Source organism: Pacificibacter marinus (assembly GCF_018860665.1).
Taxonomy (GTDB): domain Bacteria; phylum Pseudomonadota; class Alphaproteobacteria; order Rhodobacterales; family Rhodobacteraceae; genus Celeribacter; species Celeribacter marinus_A.
Map to the genome: position 1 here is coordinate 22906 of NZ_JAHKPK010000034.1, position 22647 is coordinate 45552.

21 protein-coding genes and 1 pseudogene are annotated in these 22647 nt (G+C 51.9%); 20 read left to right on the forward strand and 2 right to left on the reverse strand.

The annotated features are described in order from the left end of the window. Positions 1 to 96 precede the first annotated feature (96 nt). A pseudogene (locus tag KO497_RS10205) lies at positions 97 to 372 on the forward strand (TRAP transporter large permease subunit); the annotation flags it as partial. Positions 373 to 404: 32 nt separating this feature from the next. Here the strand turns inward: KO497_RS10205 and KO497_RS10210 are convergent. Both KO497_RS10210 and KO497_RS10215 read right to left on the reverse strand, forming a co-directional pair. Further along, the gene (locus KO497_RS10210) at positions 405 to 926 is read right to left on the reverse strand and encodes a winged helix DNA-binding protein (RefSeq protein WP_215943869.1); all 522 of its coding nucleotides are present in this window, start codon (positions 924 to 926) and stop codon (positions 405 to 407) included. A 66-nt stretch (positions 927 to 992) separates the two neighbouring features. After that, positions 993 to 1937 carry a LysR family transcriptional regulator gene (locus KO497_RS10215; protein ID WP_215943870.1) on the reverse strand — a complete coding sequence of 315 codons (945 nt, stop codon included), beginning with the start codon at positions 1935 to 1937 and terminating at the stop codon, positions 993 to 995. Between the two features lie 113 nt (positions 1938 to 2050). Between KO497_RS10215 and KO497_RS10220 the strand changes: the two genes are divergently transcribed. From KO497_RS10220 to KO497_RS10310, 19 genes are all read left to right on the forward strand, one after another. Further along, on the forward strand, positions 2051 to 2707 hold the full coding sequence (locus KO497_RS10220; protein ID WP_215943871.1) for a hypothetical protein: 657 nt from the start codon (positions 2051 to 2053) through the stop codon (positions 2705 to 2707). A gap of 12 nt (positions 2708 to 2719) precedes the next feature. Continuing rightward, complete coding sequence (locus KO497_RS10225) at positions 2720 to 4567, forward strand: ABC transporter ATP-binding protein (RefSeq protein WP_215943872.1); 1848 nt, start codon at positions 2720 to 2722, stop codon at positions 4565 to 4567. An 83-nt stretch (positions 4568 to 4650) separates the two neighbouring features. Beyond that, complete coding sequence (locus KO497_RS10230; protein WP_215943873.1) at positions 4651 to 6189, forward strand: ABC transporter substrate-binding protein; 1539 nt, start codon at positions 4651 to 4653, stop codon at positions 6187 to 6189. A 67-nt stretch (positions 6190 to 6256) separates the two neighbouring features. Then, positions 6257 to 7183 carry an ABC transporter permease gene (locus tag KO497_RS10235; protein ID WP_215943874.1) on the forward strand — a complete coding sequence of 309 codons (927 nt, stop codon included), beginning with the start codon at positions 6257 to 6259 and terminating at the stop codon, positions 7181 to 7183. After that, positions 7184 to 8053: an ABC transporter permease gene (locus tag KO497_RS10240; protein WP_215943875.1), complete on the forward strand. Its 870-nt coding sequence runs from the start codon at positions 7184 to 7186 to the stop codon at positions 8051 to 8053. A gap of 770 nt (positions 8054 to 8823) precedes the next feature. Next, positions 8824 to 9549: a ribonuclease activity regulator RraA gene (locus KO497_RS10245; RefSeq protein WP_215943876.1), complete on the forward strand. Its 726-nt coding sequence runs from the start codon at positions 8824 to 8826 to the stop codon at positions 9547 to 9549. 2 nt (positions 9550 to 9551) lie between these two features. Further along, a complete protein-coding gene (locus KO497_RS10250) occupies positions 9552 to 11072 on the forward strand; it encodes an aldehyde dehydrogenase (NADP(+)) (RefSeq protein WP_215943934.1) in 1521 nt (506 codons plus the stop codon). 617 nt (positions 11073 to 11689) lie between these two features. Further along, positions 11690 to 12655, forward strand: coding sequence for a Bug family tripartite tricarboxylate transporter substrate binding protein (locus KO497_RS10255; protein ID WP_215943877.1), 966 nt, complete (start codon positions 11690 to 11692; stop codon positions 12653 to 12655). Positions 12656 to 12846: 191 nt separating this feature from the next. Continuing rightward, positions 12847 to 13296: a tripartite tricarboxylate transporter TctB family protein gene (locus tag KO497_RS10260; protein ID WP_215943878.1), complete on the forward strand. Its 450-nt coding sequence runs from the start codon at positions 12847 to 12849 to the stop codon at positions 13294 to 13296. A gap of 3 nt (positions 13297 to 13299) precedes the next feature. Then, on the forward strand, positions 13300 to 14829 hold the full coding sequence (locus KO497_RS10265) for a tripartite tricarboxylate transporter permease (protein WP_215943879.1): 1530 nt from the start codon (positions 13300 to 13302) through the stop codon (positions 14827 to 14829). Between the two features lie 69 nt (positions 14830 to 14898). Next, positions 14899 to 15597, forward strand: a complete 699-nt coding sequence (locus tag KO497_RS10270; protein ID WP_215943880.1) for a FadR/GntR family transcriptional regulator — start codon at positions 14899 to 14901, stop codon at positions 15595 to 15597. A 647-nt stretch (positions 15598 to 16244) separates the two neighbouring features. Then, positions 16245 to 16958 (forward strand): phosphonate metabolism transcriptional regulator PhnF, encoded by a 714-nt coding sequence (phnF, locus tag KO497_RS10275; RefSeq protein ID WP_215943881.1) that lies wholly within the window; start codon positions 16245 to 16247, stop codon positions 16956 to 16958. Positions 16959 to 16961: 3 nt separating this feature from the next. Beyond that, positions 16962 to 17396 (forward strand): phosphonate C-P lyase system protein PhnG, encoded by a 435-nt coding sequence (locus tag KO497_RS10280; RefSeq protein WP_215943882.1) that lies wholly within the window; start codon positions 16962 to 16964, stop codon positions 17394 to 17396. Continuing rightward, positions 17396 to 17932, forward strand: coding sequence for a phosphonate C-P lyase system protein PhnH (gene phnH, locus KO497_RS10285; RefSeq protein WP_215943883.1), 537 nt, complete (start codon positions 17396 to 17398; stop codon positions 17930 to 17932). The genes KO497_RS10280 and phnH overlap by 1 nt, the downstream gene beginning before the upstream one ends. Then, positions 17932 to 18987: a carbon-phosphorus lyase complex subunit PhnI gene (locus tag KO497_RS10290; protein WP_215943884.1), complete on the forward strand. Its 1056-nt coding sequence runs from the start codon at positions 17932 to 17934 to the stop codon at positions 18985 to 18987. Before phnH ends, KO497_RS10290 begins: the two co-directional genes overlap by 1 nt. Further along, complete coding sequence (locus KO497_RS10295; protein ID WP_215943885.1) at positions 18984 to 19898, forward strand: alpha-D-ribose 1-methylphosphonate 5-phosphate C-P-lyase PhnJ; 915 nt, start codon at positions 18984 to 18986, stop codon at positions 19896 to 19898. The genes KO497_RS10290 and KO497_RS10295 overlap by 4 nt, the downstream gene beginning before the upstream one ends. Next, positions 19895 to 20692, forward strand: a complete 798-nt coding sequence (locus tag KO497_RS10300) for an ATP-binding cassette domain-containing protein (RefSeq protein WP_215943886.1) — start codon at positions 19895 to 19897, stop codon at positions 20690 to 20692. Before KO497_RS10295 ends, KO497_RS10300 begins: the two co-directional genes overlap by 4 nt. Then, positions 20689 to 21408 (forward strand): phosphonate C-P lyase system protein PhnL, encoded by a 720-nt coding sequence (locus KO497_RS10305; protein WP_215943887.1) that lies wholly within the window; start codon positions 20689 to 20691, stop codon positions 21406 to 21408. The genes KO497_RS10300 and KO497_RS10305 overlap by 4 nt, the downstream gene beginning before the upstream one ends. Then, the gene (locus KO497_RS10310; RefSeq protein ID WP_215943888.1) at positions 21395 to 22576 is read left to right on the forward strand and encodes an alpha-D-ribose 1-methylphosphonate 5-triphosphate diphosphatase; all 1182 of its coding nucleotides are present in this window, start codon (positions 21395 to 21397) and stop codon (positions 22574 to 22576) included. Before KO497_RS10305 ends, KO497_RS10310 begins: the two co-directional genes overlap by 14 nt. Positions 22577 to 22647 lie beyond the last annotated feature (71 nt).

Genomic DNA, 22647 nt, shown 5'->3' on the forward strand with positions numbered 1-22647 from the left:
ATAACGTTGATAATTTGTCAACGTTATACAAGGGAAGATTCCAGATACTCGGACAACGTTAACGCAACACAGGCGATGATATGAAACGAAGGTTGAATCGTTTTGGGATGTTTTGGGGACGGAATTCCAGTCATCGTGCTGATCACATCCATTATCATGCCGATGATCACCGCCGTGGGCATAGGCCCGCTTTGGTTCGGCATCTATTTGGTGATCATCGTCGAGATACGCCAGATCACACCGCCTGTGGGTTTCAACCTGTTCGGGTTTCGAGGTTTGACGGACATCGACATACTGCGCATTGCTAAGGCTGCTTTTCCGTTCTTTCTGTTGATTTCGTTAGACGCGGTACTGATTACGGTCTTCCCGTAGATTGTGACCATTTAGCCCAAGCTGATGCGCAACTAGAGCGACGTAGCGGCGCGGCTGGCTTGATCATATTGCCCAGATAGGGCACGTAAGCTGGCCGCCATCATACGCATTTCATCACCTGTCATATCGAGATGGGACAGCCCGTCTAAAAAGCAATGATCACGCACTTGGCGGTAAGCTTCGCATAGCGCTGTGCCAGCTTCGGAGGCGCTATAGAACACCTCTTTGCCACGCTTTTGTGACGACAGTAGCTCCATCTTCATGAGCTTGCGAAGCGCGTAATTGACGGTGTGCGTATCTTCGATGTTGAGTAGAAAGCAGATGTCAGTCAGGCGTTTGTCACGCCCGCGATGATTGATATTGTGCAACACAAGAATTTCCAACGGCGTCAGATCTGTGTTTCCTGCCGCAGACATGCAACGTGTCATCCAGCGCGAGAAGGCGTTATAGGCGATGATCATGCCGTATTCGACTTCGGATGCTTCCCAACCATCGCCTTCAGCCAGGTGACGCGATGAAACAATACGGCGTTTGGGATCTGTACTCTGGGTCATTTTATCATCCATTTGCAGGTGTTTTGATAAGATAGTGCAAGCGAGCACTCTTTAAAAGCACCTTAGTCAGTCGGGATTTGTTGCTAGGTATCGGTGTATGCGATTCTGCTCTGCACCGTTTTTTTCGAATGCACCCATATGGACCCGCAAAATCTCAATAAAGTCTTTGGCCATGCGCGACAAAGCTTGGTCTTCGGGCAAGGCCACGACGTAGTCGTAGCTGATGTTCGGTTCAAATCGTCGCGTTATCACGCCATTGAGGCGCCACGATGGGGCCGCGAATGGTTCAATCAACCCAATCGCTAAATTTTCAGCAATCATCGCATAGCCCGTGTGTGAGCTTTGGGTGCCAAAGTCAGACCGGAATTGAATGGCAGCCTTGTCCAGAACAGTTTTAGTGTCATCCCAGTTCACGTTGCCTTCTGGCAAAATACGCAACACGTTTTCATTCGTGAGATCCTGAGGTCCGATGACATCCTTTTGCGCCAAAGGGTGTGTCTCGTGCATTGCGCATATATGAGGAACCTTTGCCATCAAAAGCTGCTCTATTCCGGGAAGGTTTGGAAAGGCATGAGCGATTCCCAGGTCTGTTTGAAAGGTTTGCAAGCTCAATGCGATTTGTGAAAAAGAGGCAGTTTCTATTTCAATTGATGCTTTGCTGTGCGTTTTGTGGAACTCAGCGATAGCCTTGGGCAAAACACCCGTCGAAAGTGCGGGCGTTGCGCTGACTCTTAACGCGCCGCCGCCTTGTTCCCGAATCTGCTTGGCAGCATTTTCTAGACTGTCCACGCCAATGAAAAAACGCTCGACACCGCTGAAAAATTTCAGCGCCTCTGGGGTCGGGATAAGCCGTCCTTTGTTGCGGTCAAAGAGTTTGAAATCTAAGTGAATTTCAAGCTCACCGATCAAGCGGCTGACTGCTGGTTGCGTGATGCACATCAAGTTTGCAGCCTTGGCTGTGGTCCCTGTTTTCATGACGTTTCGAAAGGCTTCGAGCTGGCGATGTTTCATTTGAGGCTTCCATCTAGGTATAAGGTTTAGGCATTAGCCTATCAGCTTAAATGACTTGATGTAATTCTTGGGCTCTGTTTTTCTTTTGTTACATTGCTAGGGATTGAGACAGAATGAAAAAGCCAAAACTCCTTGTTGCGGGATATGGAAGCTGGGCAAAAGCCCATGCAAACCCAGCCGAAGCTATCGCCTTGGCCATGGGAGCGCGCCATTGGGAGACATGTGATGTTATAGGCATTGGCATCCCCGTGGACAGTACCGCGATTACAGGCGAGATTGATCGCCTGCTGGATTTACACGCCCCTGATGCTTGGATTGGTGTTGGTGTGTCTTCAGCTGCGATCATACAAGCTGAGATGGTCGGTGTGAATTGGCGCGATTTCGATGTGCCGGACGTGAATGGTCAGACCATCAAGGCGACCCCCATCGCCGCGCAAGGGCTTGCTGCATACAATGCAACGCTCCCAAATGCTGAGATTGTAGAGGCGATCAAACAAGCTGGCATACCTGCAGCGCTGTCTTTTTACGCGGGCACGCATTTATGCAATCAGATGCTGTATACATCCGCGCGGCTCATTGAGCAGCGGGGAGCGGCGACACTGAACGGTTTTATTCATGTGCCAAGCACACCTGAGAATGTTTTGGAATTCGCGAGCGCGGGATCCTCAAAATCATCAATGCCTCTCTCGTTGAGCAGTTCGGCGCTGGTTCAATGTATAGAGGTCACGGCTGGTTATATTGCGCGCCACCGTCAACGCAATTGCGCTTGAGAGGATTTTTTGATGACAACGTCTAGTGATCAGGCATCACCCATTCTATCGGTTCGCGATATGATCGTAGAATTCGGTGTTAGTGACGCCGCTGTGCGGGCAGTCGACAGTCTTTCGTTTGATTTACACGCAAATAAGACCTTGGCGATTGTAGGAGAGTCGGGATCTGGCAAATCCATTTCGTCATTGGCTTTGCTTGGGTTGCTCAAACATATTGGCGGTAAAATCACATCAGGCAGTATCGCGTTTCAAAGTTCACTCTTGGGGAAGACCATAGATTTGGTGCAAGCCCCTGAACCGGTGCTGCGCAAAATTCGTGGCAACGAAATTGCTATGATTTTTCAAGAACCGATGACCTCACTCAATCCGGTGTTCACCATTGGGTCGCAAATGGGCGAAACACTTGCGGTTCATCAAAACTTGAACAAGAAAGACACCCGCACAAAAGCACTCGAGTTTCTTGATCTCGTGCGCCTGCCTAATGCGAAACGCTTGTTGGACAACTTTCCGCATCAATTGTCTGGCGGAATGCGCCAACGTGTGATGATTGCGATGGCCTTGTGTTGCCAGCCCAAAATTCTAATCGCAGATGAGCCGACAACAGCGTTGGATGTGACTATTCAGGCTCAAATCTTGCATATTATCCGCGAATTGCAGGCCGAAATGGGCACATCCGTCATTTTTATTAGTCATGACATGGGCGTTGTTTCCGAAATGGCGGACGACGTGCTGGTTATGAAAGCCAGTAAATTCGTTGAAACAGGCACTGTGCGTGATGTTCTGGGCGCGCCGAAAGAGGCCTATACAAGGGCTTTGTTGGCTGCAGTGCCAAAAATCGGAAGCATGACGGGCACCAGCGCGCCACAACTGTTCGACATTCCCGGCGTGACAGGTGACGCGCAGGTGTCAGCCATTGCTCCTGTGGCGGCGCCTGAGAGTGTCCCAGTCCTCGAAGTCGAAGATCTGACCACGCGCTATGATATTCGCGGTGGATTTTTAAACAAAATCACTCACCGTGTGCATGCTGCCGAGAAAGTCTCGTTCAAAATCTACCCTGGCGAAACTTTGGCATTGGTGGGCGAGTCCGGTAGCGGTAAATCCACAGTCGGCAAGACCATTCAGCAGCTTGTCGAACCTGTTTCAGGTGCGATGCGCTATCATGGGCGTGATATTTTTTCACTGCCATCAGCCGAGCGCAAAGCCTTTCAAAAGCAAACCCAATATGTGTTTCAAGATCCATATGGATCAATGAATCCGCGCAAATCTGTTGGGGAAAGTCTTGTCGAGCCAGCATGGGTGCATGGTCTTGTCACAAACAAGGTACAAGCACGCGACATGGCGGCTGATCTGCTTGAGAAAGTCGATCTTCCTGCCGATTACGCAACTCGCTATCCGCATCAGTTCTCAGGTGGTCAACGTCAGCGTCTTTGTATTGCACGAGCCTTGGCGTGTGATCCCAGCTTAATCATCGCTGATGAGGCGGTGTCTGCACTGGACGTATCGGTTCAAGCGCAAGTGGTGAATCTGATGATGGAACTACAGGCGAAGCAGAATTTGTCTTATCTTTTCATCACCCATGACATGGCTGTTGTTGAACGTATCAGTCACCGTGTGGCCGTGATGTATCTCGGTCAGATCGTTGAAATCGGTAGTCGTCAGCAAATTTTTGAAAATCCACAACATCCTTACACGAAACGGCTTTTGGCGGCTGTTCCCGTGCTTGATCCAGGGCATCGCCCCACACGGGCACCGCTTGAGGGTGAAATTCCAAGTGCGCTGCGTGCCGTCGGGGATGAACCAGAACCGATCGTTTTGAAACAAATCAGCGAAGGCCATTTCGTCGGTCACGCGCAACAGTAGCCTCATAATATCGCGCGAAAGGGCACATTTCTCGCGTCAAATAATGAGCAAAATTGCTCAGACTCAACAGACTGGAGGACATTATGTCTTATAAATTAAATTCATTTTCTCGAGGGGCCGTGTGCGCCACTCTGCTTGCCTCGGCTTTGACCGTGTTGATGCCAGCCGTTTCCTTTGCGCAAACCACTTTGAATGTTGCTCAACGTCAAGATCCGCAAAACCTTGACCCGATTGATACATTCAGTCTGTCTTGGGGCTCCATCGCTAGTAATATTTTTGAGGGCCTAGTTTTCCGCGGCGAAGATTTGCAACTGCAACCTGGTCTGGCGACGTCTTGGGAATTTCTGGATAACGAAACTCGTATCCGGTTCAATCTGCGTAAAGGCGTGGCGTTTCATAACGGTGAGCCTTTCAATGCAGATGCGGTCAAATACACCTTTGATCGATTGCTCGGTGCAGAAGGCGAAAAGGGCCCGCAGCGCTCAAATTATACCTCAATCAAAGAGGTTGTCGTCGTTGACGCACATACCGTTGACTTCCTTATGGAGCGTCCCGATCCGGTGTTGATCACCAAGCTCGCTGGATATGGAGCGATGATCGTACCACCGAAATACATTGAAGAAGTGGGCGAAGAAGCTTTCGACTTGAAACCGGTTGGAACGGGTCCGTTTGAAGTGGCTGAATATACGCCGACAGTCGGAGCGAAACTCGCAAAATCCGACACCTATTGGAATGGTGAGGCCAAGGTTGATGCCGTAAACATCCGCTTCATCTCAGAAGACGCGACACGCATAGCAGAGCTGTTGTCTGGCGGAGTTGACATTGCATTGAACATCCCAAAGCCGTCGGTTGAAACAATCCGTGAAAATGAACGGGTTGATCTCGTGGCGGTGGATGGCCCCACAGTTGTCATCACCCGTTTCAATACCGAAACCGGTATTACACAAGATCCACGGGTGCGCCGCGCTATCGCGCTTGCGATTGACACAGACGCTATTATTGAATCGCTGCTGGGTGGTCTTGCCAGTCCGATTTCCAGCGCCCAAGGTGAAAAATCCTTTGGCAATGCGCCTGATTTAACTCCCTATGCCTATGACCCAGAGCAAGCCCGCGCTCTGCTAGCTGAAGCGGGCATAGCGCCCGGTACCGAGATCACACTTGATTTCCCAGGCAACTATGACACGTTCCGTGAAGTGTCTCAGGTATTGGCAGCCTATCTCGATATGGTGGGGTTGAAACTAAATGTTCGCCCGCATGAAAACAGCGTCTACTACAACGACATTCAACCCAACGGCAAAACCGGCGAGCTATATTATTTCGGTTGGGGTGGCTGGACTTTTGATTTCGATAATACAGCCTATCTGCTTTACCACACTGGCGAGCGCCAAAACGCATATATCTCGGATGAAAAACTTGACGCATTATTGGAATCCCAGCGCACAACATATGATACAGACGTACGTCGTAAAGCTTTGCAAGATGTGGCACGTTATTCCTATGAAAACACACTGGATTTGCCGCTTTATAATGAGGCAACCCTTTACGGTGTGAGCACACGGGTAGAGGGGTTTGTCCCCGCGCCGGATGATCGCGCCCGCTATATGAACGTCACTGTGAAGTAACTCATTTGTCGGCCTGAACTGGTTTGGTTTAGGCCGGCCCCATCTTGATCTCATAAAGGCGTAATCCATGCCCATATTTCGTTTTGTTTTTCAACGTTTGTTGCAAGCGATCCTTGTCACCGTCGCGGTCACGCTTTTTGTCTCCTTTGCAATTCGATTGACCGGCGACCCCGCAATTATGCTGGCAGGGGATTCAAGTGGTGTTACTGAGGACGATCTTGCGCGTATTCGCGAGGCGTTGGGGTTAAATCAGCCATTTTTGGTGCAATATTGGGATTTTATGAAGACTCTTGTGACGCTTGATTTTGGCGAATCCTTTTTCCGCGGATCTGTGCGTGACCTGATCGCGATTGCGCTTCCGTCAACATTGCTTTTGGCACTGGCGTCGATGGCTGTGTCTATTATGATTTCATTGCCTCTGGGCATCCATTCAGCCCTGCATAAAGGTGGAATTTCTGATCAGATCATTCGCGTGCTGTCTTTGGTAGGCTTGTCGTTTCCCAACTTTTGGTTGGGTATTATGCTGGTGTTACTCTTTTCAATCACCTTCCCAATTTTGCCTGCATCCGGTTTTGCGACAGGACAATCCCTCATTTTGCCGGCCACAACAATTGGTATCATCCTGACGGCGACCAATGTGCGTTTGGTGCGGACCCAGATGTTGGAAACGCTGTCTGCTCAATATGTAATGGTCGCGCGCGCAAAGGGGCTGAGCGAGGCCTCGGTGATTTATAAACATGCGCTGAGAAATGCTGCGATTTCGATCATCACCTTTCTGGGTTTACAGTTCGGTAACTTGATTGGTGGCCTCGTGATCATTGAACTGGTTTTCAACTGGCCCGGCATGGGGACGTTGTCTATCGAAGCTATTTCCCAGCGTGATTATCCATTGTTGCAAGCAACAGTCTCAATCCTCGCGATCATGATTGTCGCGGTAAACTTGGCAGTAGATCTGGTCTACGGCCTCATTGATCCTCGAATTCGGGTGGCCTAAATGTCAGATATAAAACCTAAAACCAGTTGGTTCCTCCGCTTTTTTATCAGCCGCTATGCGAGTTTTGAATTTATCGTTGGAACGTTTTTGACGGTCACCTTGGTGTTGCTCGTATTATTTGCGAGTATTCTGTTTCCCGACGGGGCCACAAAAGTAAACTTGGCGGCTCGATTGACAGAACCCTTTCAGTCCAGCGAGTTTTTCCTTGGAACCGATCCTTTGGGGCGTGATATTCTGGCGCGGATTGTACATGGCGGAAAGATTTCCTTGTTGGTCGGCCTTCTGTCTGCCTTGGGGGCGGTTGTTGTTGGCACTGTGGTTGGCCTTTACGCCGGGTATTATCGCGGTTGGCTTGATACTTTTGTCATGCGGTTTGCTGACATCCAGCTTGCTTTGCCATTTATTCTGTTGGCTATCACGATCATCGCCATCGTCGGGCCGGGCACGGATCGGATCATCATCTTGATGATTGTGTCTCAATGGGTTCAATACGCCCGACTGGTTCGAGGCGCGGTGCTGAGTTTGCGCGAACGAGAATTTGTACAAGCGGCCCGTAGTTACGGTTTGTCAAACACCAAGATCATCTTCAGTCACATTCTTCCTAACGCGATGGGGCCGCTGATTATTCTGCTCACCTTGAATGTCGCAAATAACATTCTTCTCGAAAGTTCGCTGACATTCTTGGGGCTTGGCGCTGATCCACAAACCCCAAGCTGGGGGGGGATGCTGTCGGAAGGGCGCAACTATGTCCAAACAGCATGGTGGGTGACCGTTTTCCCAGGCATAGCGATCATGTTGACAGTCTTAGGGCTGAACCTTCTGGGAGATTGGTTGCGCGATGAATTGGACCCATTAGGTCATACGCGATAGAAAGACGGCTGGTACCGCGCTGCATCAGTCTGACGTGACGCGCGGAGGCGGTCATCAACGTTAAGCCAATAAGGATGGCACCATCTATGGGATTGGGTGGTGCCAAATCTTTCATTCGCAGGCGAGCGCCATCAAAGGCTGAGCGTCAGTAAACACTTATGCTGACGAATTTTTAAAACATGCGGGATGCACCGTGTCGCATCCAATTGGTCAGCCTTATCCTAAAGTACGTTGTCGTCAGATGTATCGTTTCCATGCTGTCCCCAAGAACTGTGTCAAAACAAGTGGGAACGGGCCATCACGGGCGGATATAACGGTTACTGACATGAGGAGACACCTTACCGAGTTTCCCCATCGACAAGTACATTCACAATGCAGAAAAATGATTCGATCTTGCCTGTTTGCTTAAGGGGCGAAGCCCCAAGGCTAGTCTTGGAATATGTGGGGATGGGCATACCTATCTATATATTTGTAAATTCTGTATCGAAAATATCCTAAAAAATGCCGAAAGTTGCCATTTTTTACAATATAAATTTACAACTATGGACAAATATAAGAAATCAAGTTACCAATTATTTCAACGCCAGCAATGGAGTTTGGGAGGATCTGATGTGTTGAGCCACTTGACTGGGCCCTGTGCCCTTCTGGCTGGTCATCAACTGGACCCCTCGTAATAAGCAAGCAATGAAATGCTTTGAGTTAGGCTTTCTGAGAGAAAGCTTGATGTAGGACATTAGCGGCCGAGTAGGGGCCTACGTGAGGAAAAAATTATGAGCGATTACATTTTATCGAACGAAGTGCGTGAAAAACTGATGCGTGTTTCTACGGCTTCTGTTGCCACAGCGCTCTACAAGCGTGGGTTGCGCAATCAGTTTGTGCAGGGTGTGGTTCCGATTGGTTCTAAGCCTGTCACAATGGTTGGTCAGGCTTTCACATTGCGTTACATTCCAGCCCGTGAGGATCGCAATCCGATCACTGTATTTCGCGAGCGTGACCACAAGCAGCGCGTGGCCGTAGAGACCTGTCCTGAAGGGCATGTCTTGGTGATGGATGCGCGCAAAGACAGCCGTGCAGCCACTGCCGGTTCAATCCTTGTGACGCGGCTTGCCAAACGTGGCGTGGCGGGTGTTGTTTCTGATGGCGGTGTGCGGGATGCAGCTGGCATTGGCGCACTCGACATGCCCTCCTATTTCGCACGTCCATCTGCACCCACAAACCTGACGCTGCATGAGGCGATTGATATCAATGTGCCTATTTCTTGCGGTGATGCTGCGGTCTTTCCTGGTGATGTGATGTTGGGTGATGGCGATGGCGTTATGGTCATTCCTGCGCATCTCGCTGATGAAATCGCAGAGGAATGCACAGGAATGGAATCCTACGAGGATTTCGTTTTGGAACAAGTCAATGAGGGCGCTGGCATCATTGGATTGTACCCAGCCACGGACGAAGAAAATGTCGTGAAATACAACGCATGGCGCGAACAGAAGGGCCGATGATGATGAGCTATACTCCACATGGACACCACCTGATTGCAGGCGAAAAAATCGGGACTGAGACAAAGTTCTCTTCCGCGCCCGCAACAGGTCAAGCTTTTGAATTTTCTACAGGAACGCCAGAACTAGTCGCGCAGGCTTGTGTCGCAGCGCAAAAAGCTTTCGCAGGATTTTCCGCAACATCCCGCGAAGAGCGTGCTGTGCTTTTGGAAACAATTGCTGACGAGATCGACGCGCGCGGCGACGCAATCACAGAGGTAGGTAGTGCGGAAACAGGACTGCCTGAAGGACGTCTTGTCGGCGAACGTGGTCGCACAACGGGACAGTTGCGCTTGTTCGCAACGCATATCCGCAAGGGTGACTATCTTGACTGTCGTCACGACAAGGCCTTGCCTGATCGTCAGCCTCTTGCGCGGCCCGATTTGCGCATGATGCAGCGCCCTATTGGGCCTATAGCTGTGTTCGGCGCGTCAAACTTTCCTTTGGCTTTCTCGGTTGCAGGTGGTGATACGGCTGCGGCTTTGGCTGCCGGTTGCCCTGTTGTGGTTAAGGGCCACGGCGCCCACCCCGGTACCGGTGAGCTTGTCGCCGATGCCATCACAGCTGCGGTAAAAGCCTGCAATATGGATGCGGGTATTTTTAGCCTCGTTCAAGGTGGCACACGTGCGGTTGGCGAAGCGCTCGTTACGGACCCACGGATCAAAGCTGTTGGCTTTACGGGCAGTCTTGGGGGTGGTCGCGCGCTTTACAACCTTTGCGCCGCGCGCCCTGAGCCGATTCCGTTTTTCGGTGAGCTTGGCAGTGTGAACCCTATGTTTGTTTTGCCTGAAGCGACTTCTGCAAGAGGCGCTGACATCGGTACAGGTTGGGCGGGAAGCCTGACGATGGGTGTTGGTCAGTTCTGCACCAATCCTGGTATTGCGGTTGTGATAGACGGTCCTGAAGCCGATCGCTTTGTTGAGGCCGCAACGCAAGGTCTTGGTGCTGTTGCGGCGCAGCCTATGTTGACTGACGGCATGGCTGATGCTTACCGCGATGGCGCGCGCCGCGTGGGCGAAGGGGTAGGGGTCAAAGCTTTGTTGACCACCGCTTGCGAAGGTCGCGATGGGGCGCCTTACTTGTTTGAAGTTTCTGCCGCTGACTGGTTGGCAGATGAGGTTCTATCTGAAGAAGTCTTTGGCCCGCTTGGCCTTGTCGTCCGCGTAAAAGATGCGGCGCAGATGCAAGAGGTTGCTGAAAGTTTCAAAGGGCAGCTGACTGCAACCTTGCAAATGGACGATGGTGATACGGAGCTTGGTCGGACGCTCCTGCCTGTGCTTGAGCGCATGGCCGGACGAGTGTTGGTCAACGGCTTTGCGACAGGTGTTGAGGTCTGTGACGCGATGGTGCACGGCGGGCCTTATCCTGCCAGCACGAACTTTGGTGCGACCTCTGTCGGCACATTGTCGATCCGCCGTTTCTTGCGCCCTGTTTGCTATCAGAACCTACCTGAAGCGCTCCTCCCTAAGGATTTCTTGACTGCCTAACGGTTGCTTTGATCCTGCGCTTGGTCCGCTGTTGCGTTTTATCGTGACGGCGGGCTTTTTCTTTGAGGGGGCTCTATGGCGACAGCTGCGCTCTGTTCGAATGGAATCGCCTATGTTGATTGTGGGCTGAATTTTACTTATTTTTGCAAATATCGATATTTGGACTGTAATTTGGCAAGTAATTAACTTATTATTGTAAATAACATGACTAATTTACGCATAATTCGTAATAATGGGTAATTTTAGTTGTTGATTTGTAAGTGCAGTCTTGTAGAGTGAGTTAGGGTTCATGAGTGCCAAAATCTGCACAAATGGATGGGGGAGCTTCGGCTCGAAATGAGGGGGATTTATATGTGCGTACAAAGTGCGCATGTGTGATGCATCAAGAAAAATGCATATTTTGCGAGATGATTGTACGCTTTTGATCTCGATGTCATATGGCCTTAATGGTTTGGCTCATATGTCGTTCGAGGTGCCTTTAAGCGCTACTTTTGCTCAACGAAATACCCCTTGTCCTAAGTTGGTTTAAGATACGGCTTTGCTGGACAAGCATGGTCATGCGATCTGCCAGATGTTTCTGGATAGACGTTACGAAGTTCAAAAAGGAGGAATAATTTATGTTTTCTAAAGGCTTGAAGAAAAGCATCATTTTGGCGCTCGGCGCTTGTGTCGTGGGTACAGCCGTTGCTGCGGCTGATTTCCCGACACGCGACATCCGTCTTATCGTTCCGTGGCCTGCTGGCGGTGGTGCTGATGCCATCTCGCGTAAGATTAGTAATCTTGCTGAGCAAGATCTTCCAAAATCGATCTACGTAGAAAATATCGCTGGTGCGGTGACTGCAACGGGTCTGATCCAGATGACCAGCGCACGTCCAGACGGCCACACTGTTGGCGTTTTGACATATGATAGTGTTATCACCTTGCCACGCGGTCAAATGGTTCCTGGCTATGGGCTGGAAAACATGTCTTTGATCGCGCGCATCACCAGTGAAGCTGACGCGATCGTTGTGTCTAAGCACTCTGGCATCAACAGCTTTGAAGAATTGGTCGCAAAAGCCAAGGAAAACCCAGGTCAAGTCCGTGTCGGTGTGGCACCAAAAGGCTCTGGTCCGTACTTGTCTGCAATCCAGCTTGAAACCCTATTGGACGTTGATTTCAACGTGATCACTTACGCGGGATCTTCTAGCGCTGAAGCTGAAGCGCTTTTGTCTGGTGAGTTGGACGCAGCGATTTCAAGCCTTGGCGATTTCAGCGGGATCATTGAATCCGGTGATGCAAAAGGTGTGATCGAACTGACATCTGTGCAGAACTTGACATACACAGACGTGCCGACAATCAGCTCAAAAGGCTTTGATCTGCAAACAGGTAGCTTTATTGTTCTTGCTGCTCCGAAAAACACACCGGATGAAGCAATCGACGTGATCGAGACTGCATTCAAAACAGCTTATGACAGCGCAGAGTTCCAAGATTGGCTTGCACAAATCGGTGTGACACCTGATTGGCTCGGCTCTGACGAAGTCAACGGCTGGGTTGATGCGCTTCAGGATAAGACATTCTCTCTTATGGATGATCTGGACCTGTAATCAGATCCTCTACAAAACAAACATGTCTCCGGCGTATCGTCGGGGACATTGTCTTCTCAATGGGCTTGAATGGCCTAAAATTGTTAGGCTTTACAAAAAGCCTTCCCAAACGACCAGCGCACAGAAAATCAGATAAAGTCTTTTTATCTTTCACTTGCGTTAGTGACCCAGCCTCATATCGGGAGAAAACGATGTTCATAAACAGGCAAAACTCATTTCTTTACGTCATACTCGTCGTGTCTGTCGGATATCTTATTTCGGCGGTAAGCCTCGGCGCCCCTATCGTCGATAACGGTTTGACGCCGTCGTTCTTTCCTATCCTTGTTGGGGCTGCGGCGATCCTTTTCTCTACGATGCTCATCGTACAAAGCCTGCGGACTCCCGTAGAAAACACCAAGGCAGATGAGCCACGCACCTATACGCACCTGTTGGTTATCGCAGCCATCTTTGTCTACATCGTCGCATTTCGTCAGATAGGGTACTTCATTTCCTCAACACTGTTCGTCTTTGCGCTGATCTTGATTTTCTCTCGTGTTGAGAAGCTTTTGTTCAAAGCAGGGATTTCGGTGCTGGTTGTCGCGATCTGCTATGTCATGTTCCAGAAACTGTTCGGGGTCCGCCTCCCGACACTGTGGGGTTGAACCATGGATTTTATACTTCTCGTTTTTAACAGCTTTTCTTTGCTGATGGACCCGTTCAACCTGACTTATGTTGTTCTTGGGTTTTTGATCGGCACCATTTTTGCGGCCATTCCGGGGTTGACTGCGACCTTGGCCATGGCCTTGTTGTTGCCGTTGACTTACACCTTGAGCGTTGAAACCGCGCTTATGGCTTGTGCCAGTATCTATATGGCTGGCATGTGTGGTGGCAGTATTACGGCGACCACAATTAATATTCCGGGCGCGCCATCGTCAATGATGACCGCGTTGGATGGATACCCAATGCAGCAGCAAGGCAAAGGCGCCTTGGCGCTTGGGCACGCAGCTTTAGGGTCAATGTTCGGGGGTGCTGTCGGCGCTTTGCTTTTGATCGCGGTCGCCCCTTTCGTGGCCGAGCTATCGTTGCTTGTCAAAACCACCGGTAAGTTTTCCTTGCTCGCATTCGCGATCATCGTGGTGGTTATTGCGCAGCGTGGACGTATTCCACAAGCTGGATTGGCCGCCTGTATCGGTTTGATGTTGGCGACTGTCGGTTTGGATGCGATGGAGCCGATCACGCGCTTTACCTATGGCGATAGCAACCTGACGGCGGGAATTGCCCTGATGCCAGTGATTATCGGGACATTCGCCATCGCCGAAGTTTTGATGCAAGCCTACGAACCAACTGATGACGCGGCCACCAAAGCGGCTGCGAGCAAGGTTAAAATTCGTCGTCGCGACTTCATTCCTCCGTGGTCTGACATCCGCAAAATCGGCTTTATGTGCTATTTCAAATCCTGCCTGATCGGGTATTTCGTCGGAACACTGCCGGGGGCGGGTGGGTCTATGGGGTCATTCCTAGCCTATACTGAAACTGTTCGGACGTCTGACGAACCAGAGACTTTTGGTAAAGGTAACCCCAAAGGCATCGTCGCCTCGGAAAGCGCCAATAACGCGGTGTGTGGCGGAGCTATGGTTCCCATGCTGACCTTCGGTATTCCAGGGGATCCCATTACGGCGATTATGCTTGGGGTGCTGGTGATCAACGGCGTACAACCCGGTCCGCAACTTATGTCGGATCAAGCGGGTATGATCGCACCGATGTTGGCGGCTTTGCTGTTCAGTGCTGTGGTTCTTATTCCTTTGACACTGTACTTGATCGGGCCATATTTCATCAAGATCGTGTCCATCCGTAAGGATGTTCTCTATGCGGTGATTGCGCTTTTGGCGATTGTCGGCAGCTTCGTGGCGACTTACTCGACATTCCAGATGTTTATGGCTCTGGGCATGGGTATCCTTGCCTTCTACCTGCGACGCAATGGGTTCCCTGTGATCACCATGTTGCTTGGATATATTCTAGGCCCGAACCTTGAGGAATTCTTGCGTCGGTCTCTGTCTTTGTCGAATGGCGATCCAACCACCTTTGTGACAAATCTGGACAGCTTGTTCTTTGTCTTGCTGACGCTCGTCTTTGTCTACTTTCTTGTCATTAGAAAACCAGCGACAAAATCTCCGGCGGACCGCTCCGCGTCGTAGCCGTTATTGATAAGCCGGCCCTGTGATTGTATAAACAGGGCCGGTAAATTTGTTTCAAAGGAGATATTGGTGTCAGAGACGCAACGCCCCTCATTGGCTGATCAAGTTTACGACAAGTTGCTGGTGAACATTCTTGAAGAAGAATATCCCGTGCACAGTCGGCTTCCGGCTGAGGATGTCCTTGCGCAAGGGTTCGGTGTCTCTCGGCCCATTGTGCGCGCGGCCCTTTCGCGATTGCGCGATGATGGGATCGTTCAGTCCCGCCGTGGGTCTGGCAGTTATATTTTGCGTCGCCCAGATCGGCAATTGATTAGCTTTGTTCCTCTTGAATCAATTTCGGATGTGCAGCGGTGTTATGAATTTCGTATCGACGTAGAAGGCTCGGCCGCCGCATGGGCCGCAAAACGTAGAGACGATGAAGATCTTGCTGCGATGGAACATGCTTATACCGTTATGGAGCAAGCGTACCAAGAAAATGAACTCGCTGTAGATGCAGATCAGATGCTGCACCTCGCTGTGGCGCGGGCATCAAAGAACCCGTTCTTTTCTTCCGTACTTGAATCCTTGGGCCAACAGATCGCCTTTGGAGTCAAATTGTCTCGGTCTTTAACGCTTTTGGATACGCCCGCGCGTCAAGAACTCGTGTTGGCAGAACATCGAGCCGTGTTAGAGGCAATCCGGCTAAAACAGCCAGAGGTCGCGTCCGCGACCATGCGCTATCATATAACAGCAGCGAAAGACCGCATGTTCGTTGGTACACAGGACTGAACAGCACTGTGAGGTGCCGTTCAGGTTGACAGGTTTTCAAAGCCTGCAAAAAGACGATCAACCTGTCGCAAAGCCCCGCCTGACATCAGTTGTGACGGTTTTGGGAAAAATTTAAGTCGTGTTATGCTGCCCTCAGGCCCGTTGTTCCGCACTGCCAATTGGTCACGGCAAGTGTCTGGTCTCGGCTAACGATCGCAAACAGCGGGCAGCGGTATCTTCGGCGGCGCACCGGCCAGAGCAAATCAGATCATTGCGCCAAGTCTTTGCTATTAAAAGATCTGATCAGGCAATCCCAAGAAACAACAGTATCAAAATGAGTTGGTTGGGGCCGTTTTCGGCGATTTGGTCGACCAATCAAAAACTGTAACTCAATCGTGGTCAAGTGTGTGACATGTCGCGACCACAGTGTTGTTGGTTGAAAGTTATGACGAAGTAAATGGGGCGTATGTGCGCAGCATCTATGTGGTGGTTTCTTGCTTCGAACTGATCGCGATATTTGGGACCGTGGTACGCCTTAGGAGGCAGTTGAGGGCGCGCACAGGCCGCGAGTGCACAGTGGTGCGCGTCGTCATCAGAGATTTATCTATCTGTCATAGCTGTGTCACGCAGAGCGCTTATCCAAAATTCATTCGAATGATTGGTGCGGTATGAATAGAAATAAATGGTCCATTGTCTGCGACGGAATCGAAATGGCTATCTCGTCAGGGCAGTATCCACCTGGTGACAAATTGCCGACAGAGCCAGAGCTGGCTGCTCAGTTCGGCGTTGGCAGGCATTCGGTAAGGCGCGCCATCGCAGAGCTGGCGAAGGCCGGTAAAGTGAGCGTCGAACAGGGGCGTGGAACCTTTGTTGAAAGCGGCCCGTTGCTTGAATATGCCATCGGACAGCGCACCCGTTTGCGTAAAAACCTTTTGTCTCAAGGCATCGATATTCACGGCGAACTTTTGGACGCGCAAATCATCACAGCCAGCGCAGAGGTCGCGCGCGCATTGAATTTGGTTGAGGGCGCTCAAGTTCTTCAAAGTCAGCGGATCACCTTTGGTGATGGCGTGCCGCTGGCCTTTGGTCGCGCCTTTCATTGCCCCAACCGTTTTCCCGATTTCGTTGCACGACGCGATGTTCTGGGGTCGGCCACCGAGGCGTATAAAACATACGGAATTGACGATTATCTGCGCGCCCAGACAACCATGCACGCACGTCTGGCGCAGGCGCATGAGGCCAAGACACTTAAGTTGCACCCGCAGACAGCTGTGATGGTTGTGCGGGCCATAGATCAATTGCTGGACGGCACTCCGATCAGCTTCAGCGAAGTGATTTGGGCCGCCTCGCGGGTCAAATTCACGATGACAAACGAGGATTAGACCATGCCTAAACCTGCACAAGAATTTTCTCACGAAGACGCCTTGTCTATATTGGCACGTGCGGATGCAGCAGCGCTCAAGGCGCTTGGTGAAGATCTGGCAATTGGCTTTCCAGATGTCGAAGTGGTGCACAGCCGAACGGGGCTGGTGATGCTGCCGATGCGTGACACGGCCCAAGGCACAGCTTTTCACTTGGGCGAAGTGCTGGTGAGTGAAGCGCATATTCGTCACGGAACACATGAGGGCTACGGCCTACGCAAAGGGATTGATCTTGAGGCAAGCATGGCCATGGCGCTGGTCGATATTGCTTTGGCGAGCGGCACATATGTTGAGATGTGTCGCGACTTTTTACGCAAATCTGATGCGCAACACCGCGATGCAGACACCGAAACTCTGCGCCGTATTGAAGCCACCCGCGTAGATATGGAGACGTTTTGATGCTTACTGTACCCACAGCCAACGCGGCAGAAACCCGTGCCAATCAAACCTTTGACGCTTTACTTTGGGCGCTCAGTCGCCCCGGTATGCCGCGTGACATAGCGCCTGACGCCGAAGTTGCCATAATCGATGCACTGATCGACCGCGAATGCAAAGTCTATTGCGCCGACCCTGTGTTGATGCCGCATATTTTAAAAGCGGGGGCGCTCCTTTCTGATCCGACAACGGCGGATCACGCGTTTCTTGGCAAGCTCATAGATGTCAACGTCTTGGAATATCTTAGGGCTGGGACCGATCTTTACCCCGACGATGGCGCGACTGTTGTGGCCAATGCGCAGATCGGCGCGGGGCAGCTTTTGCGCATAAGCGGCCCGGGTATTGATGGGTCTCTTCAGATCAACATCGACGGATTACCCCAAGGATTCTGGACCAAACGCGCCGATTGCCTGCGCTACCCAATGGGGTTTGACATATTTTTGATCGACGGAGGCCGCGTCATCGGCCTGCCGCGCTCTACACAAATCGAGGTGCTCTGATGGCATATGTTGCGACCCGCGGTGGTGAACGCGCGATTGAACAAGCTGAACGATTATTTCGTGCCGAAATGGGCACAATCACGCCCGAAAGGATCAACGAGATCAAAGCTGCCATGCCCTATTTGGTGGACCGCGTGATGGGGGAAGCGTCCTTATATGACGAAGACATCGCGGCCTTGGCATTGGCGCAAACTGGCGGTGAATTGTATGAGGCGGTGCTGGTTTTGCGCGCGTGGCGCACAACGCAGCCGCGTTTAAGTGTGGCCGAACCCATTGATCAAGATGCGCTCTTCACCCACCGCCGCCTGTCTGCTGCGTTCAAAGACATTCCGGGGGGGCAGCTGTTGGGGCCGACCTTGGACTATTCGCACCGTTTGTTGGCCACGCAAGTTTTGACCGGCGAGGCGTTCGACCCCGTGCCTGTTGATCCTGCCGCCACTCCCGCGCCCGCACATCAGCCGTCTGTGAGTGCTTGGCAAGCCGCCAACGATTTGGTCGATTTACCCGATGATGACACCACACGGCCTGACGATATCCCTGACATTACCCGCGAGCCTTTGCTGTTCCCGTCCAAACGCGCGCATACATTGCAAAGCCTTGCGCGCGGGGAAACGGGGGGAGTTTTGGCCTTGGGGTATGCCGCGATGCGTGGGTACGGGCAGGCCCATCCAACCGTAAATGAGCTGCGCTTGGCCGAGGCAGAGATCGTTGTGACCCATCCCAAGGGCACTAAGTTTTCCGCAGGTCGCGTCAAAGTCTCTCAAGCCGAGGTGCTATCGAAAAAGGGAGAAAAGCTAGAGCTTGGATTTGCCGCCACTCTGGGCTGGAATGAGGTCAAAGTCATCGCCGCTGCCACTCTGGATTTGAACAGCGCAGGCGCGCCCAAAGGCGCTGCGACGGAAGAAGAGTTCTTTTTGTACCACACCGAAGGCGTCGAAAGCTCGGGCTTTTGCATCCATTTCAAACTGCCACATTACGTCACGTTTCAGTCGTCCTTGGACGCCATGCGCGATGCAAAAGCGCGCTCAGCGCAGCAAAAGGAAACAGCGCAATGAGCCTGAAAACCCTCACCCGCGATTGGGAACCGATGAGCTATGGTTTCTTGGATGCCTCCGCCAAACGCGAGCTGCGCCGCAAGATGCTCAAAGCTGTGGCAGTGCCCGGATGCCAGATGCCCTATGCCAGCCGCGAAGTGCCCATGGCGCGCGGTTGGGGCACGGGCGGTTTGCAAGTGTCCTTGACACTGATCAATCCGAAGACTTGCGTGAAAGTGATCGATCAAGGCGCTGACGACAGCGTCAATGCCGCGTCAATTCGGTCTTTTCTCGCAAAGGTTTCCGGTGCGCCGACAACGCTCGATACGCTGAAAGCAGACCTCATTCAGTCACGTCACCGCATTCCAGAAGAGGTGTTGCGCGAAGATCAGGTGCTCGTCCTGCAAGTGCCCAATCCTGAACCTTTGCGATCCGTTCAACCCAATATGTCCATCGCGCGCCAGATGCATGCAGATGCGGATTACGGGCGGATGTGGTTGCAACTTTACGAACAAATTGTGCGCTCGGGTCGGATCATGCAAGGGGCGTCTTACCCATCGATGGTCAATGGACGCCATGTGATGACGCCTTCGCCGATCCCGCGTTGGGATGTACCAAAATTGAATATGGCCAAGCATTTGACGATTCTTTCAGCCGGACGCGAGAAACGTATTTTCGCTGTGCCGCCCTTTACACGGGTCGAACCCTTGGTCTTTGATGATGTGCCCTACAAGGTCGAAGATCATGCCAATTTAACGTGTTACAGATCGGGCGTGCGGGGGCTCTTTATGAACGAAATTCCACAAGAGGATGGCAGTTCAACCCATGAGGTGTCCGACAGTGAGTATGGTGTGAAAGTCATTCGCCGTGCCGATGGCGATGACACCGTGCTGGGCAAAACATGGTATGAAAATGGAGAGATGTCGTCATGACCATCACTTTGGACGCACCGCGCATTGTCACAGCGCACCCCTTGATGACATTGAAAAATGTCTCGAAATCGTATGGTGATGTGCGCGCTGTGCGCGACGCCTCAGTCGAGGTGTTCCCTGGCGAAGTCATGGGCATCGTCGGCGAAAGTGGATCGGGCAAATCCACGTTGTTGCGGATGATGAACCTCGAAGACACGCCAGACACGGGCAGCTATACGCTCGACCTGCCCGATGTGCAGGGCAACCTGTTTGAACTGGATAGGTTTGCGCGCCGGATGCTTTGCGCCACGAAAATCGGTATTGTGTATCAAAATCCGCATCTGGGACTTTTGATGAACCATTCCAGCTCTGGTAATGTCGCCGAACGGCTTTTGGTGGCGGGCGAACGACGGTTTTCGGTGCTGCGTGACAAGGCCCAAATCGCCCTAGAAGCGTCAGAGTTTCCGTTGGAACGTTTGGACGCCCCGCCGATTGAATTGTCCGGCGGTATGCAGCAACGGGTGCAATTGGCCAAGGCCATCGCCTTGGAGCCTGCACTTTTGTTGTTGGATGAACCGACCACGGGTTTGGACGTCAGTGTGCAGGCTCTGGTGCTTGATACATTGAAGCGACTGCAACAAGACCGGCAGATCACCATGGTGATCGTGTCTCATGACTTGGGCGTGATCCGCACGATGGCGGACCGTGTCATTGTCATGCGCCGTGGTGAAATCGTCGAATCCGGCTTGGCCGATCAGATATTTCAAGACCCTCAACACCCCTATACACAACAATTGGTGCACGCAAAGTTATGACACTTGTATTGGATGTTCAAAGCCTGACCAAAGGCTTCACGATGCACCATTTGAACACGCAAATGGCGGCTTTTAACGATATTTCCTTTGGCCTGCACTCAGGTGAGTTTCTTTTGCTCAAAGGCACAAACGGCGCGGGTAAATCGACGTTGTTGCGCACGCTGTATCGCAGCTACTTGGCGCAAAGTGGGGCTGCGTTATTCCAGTCCTCGCATGGCGTGATCGATTTGATGCGTGCCGCAGATGTGGATATCACCCATTTGCGGCGTAGCGAAATCGGCTTTGTCACCCAGTTCCTTGTGGCCCGCCCGCGCGTTAGTGCGCAGGCCTTGGTGGCGGAACCTTTGCGCCAAGCCGGACATTCGGCTGATGCGGCACTGGATGAAGCGCGCCGTTGGCTCAGTGCTTTTGGCGTCAAAGAAGAGTTGTGGCGGGCCTACCCGACGACGTTTTCTGGTGGAGAACAGCAAAAAGTCAATCTTGCCCGTGCATTGATTTTACCGCAAAAACTATTGCTGCTGGACGAGCCAACGGCATCACTGGATGTCCAAGCCCGCACCGCTTTGGTGGCGCGGTTGGCCGAGTTGAAATCTCAAGGCACAGCTATGATTGGTGTCTTTCACCACCCTGATGACGTGTCGCATTTGATCGATCGCGTTATCGACCTCACCCCCAATACTTCCAACCCAGAGGACAGAGAAGATGTGGCTTACTAATGCAAAACTGGTGCTGCCTGACCGCGTTGTTGAAAAAGGTGCGATGAGACTTGAAAACGGCCGGATTGCCGCCATCGCAGAACAGCCTGTTGATGTTGGTCTTGATTGTGGTGGCGCGCTGATTTTCCCAGGCTTCATTGATATGCATGGCGATATGATTGAGATGGAGCTGGAGCCACGTGCGCTGGTCGATTTTCCGATGGAGGTGGCGCTGAGCCATTTGGACAATCGCTTGGCGGCCTCAGGGATCACCACTGCCTATGCGGCGGTCAGTTTTTCAAAAGGAGCGCGCAGCGGTGAGCAGCGTTCGTTTGAACATACAAGCCATACGATCCGCGCGCTCAATGCGTTGCGACAGCATTGCCAAATTGATCACCGCATTCACGCGCGGTTTGACATCACATTCGACAATGCTGTGGCTGTGCTCGAAGACCTCATTTGCGATAATTTGGTCGATCTTGTGTCGGTCATGGATCACACGCCAGGCCAGGGCCAGTACCGCGATATCGAACGCCATATCACTTTGGTGGCCGCGCGCGAGGGTATTTCGCTTATACAAGCGCGCCAAGATGTGGCGACGCGCATTGCCGAACGCAGCCGCCCTGAAAGTGCCATTTTGAACAATTTGCAGCAAGTGTCTGCTTTGTGCAAAGCACACGGGGTTGCTTTGGCCAGTCACGATGACGATACGCGCGACAAAGCGCAATTGATGGCTGATGTCGGCGCAGTTATTTCCGAGTTCCCCGTCACGTTTGAGGCAGCAAAAATCGCAGCCGAACGCGGAATGCTTTCAGCAATGGGCGCGCCAAATGCGATGCGCGGGCAAAGCTATTCCGGCAATCTGTCAGCGCGTGCGGCACATGCGCAAGGATTGTTGCATATTTTGGCGTCGGATTATCATCCGGGCGCGATGTTGCCCGCCGTGTTGGAACTGGCGAAATCAGATCCAAACGGTCTGGCAGGAGCGGCAGCCCTTGTGACGTCCAATCCAGCACGCGCGCTTGGATTGACAGATCGTGGACAACTGGCGGTTGGTTTGAAAGCGGACCTTGCCATCGTTGAGACACATGCACTCACACGGGTCATCGCGACGTTACGCGATGGAAAATTTGTCCACTCCATTGGTCAATTGCCGAACACATTGATCGCTCAGCCCGCCGTGGCCTAAGACCTAGGGGCAAGTCACCAAGGCGTTACAAAGCCTTGGGCAACTTGTCATGCAATTGTAGATTCAGGGTC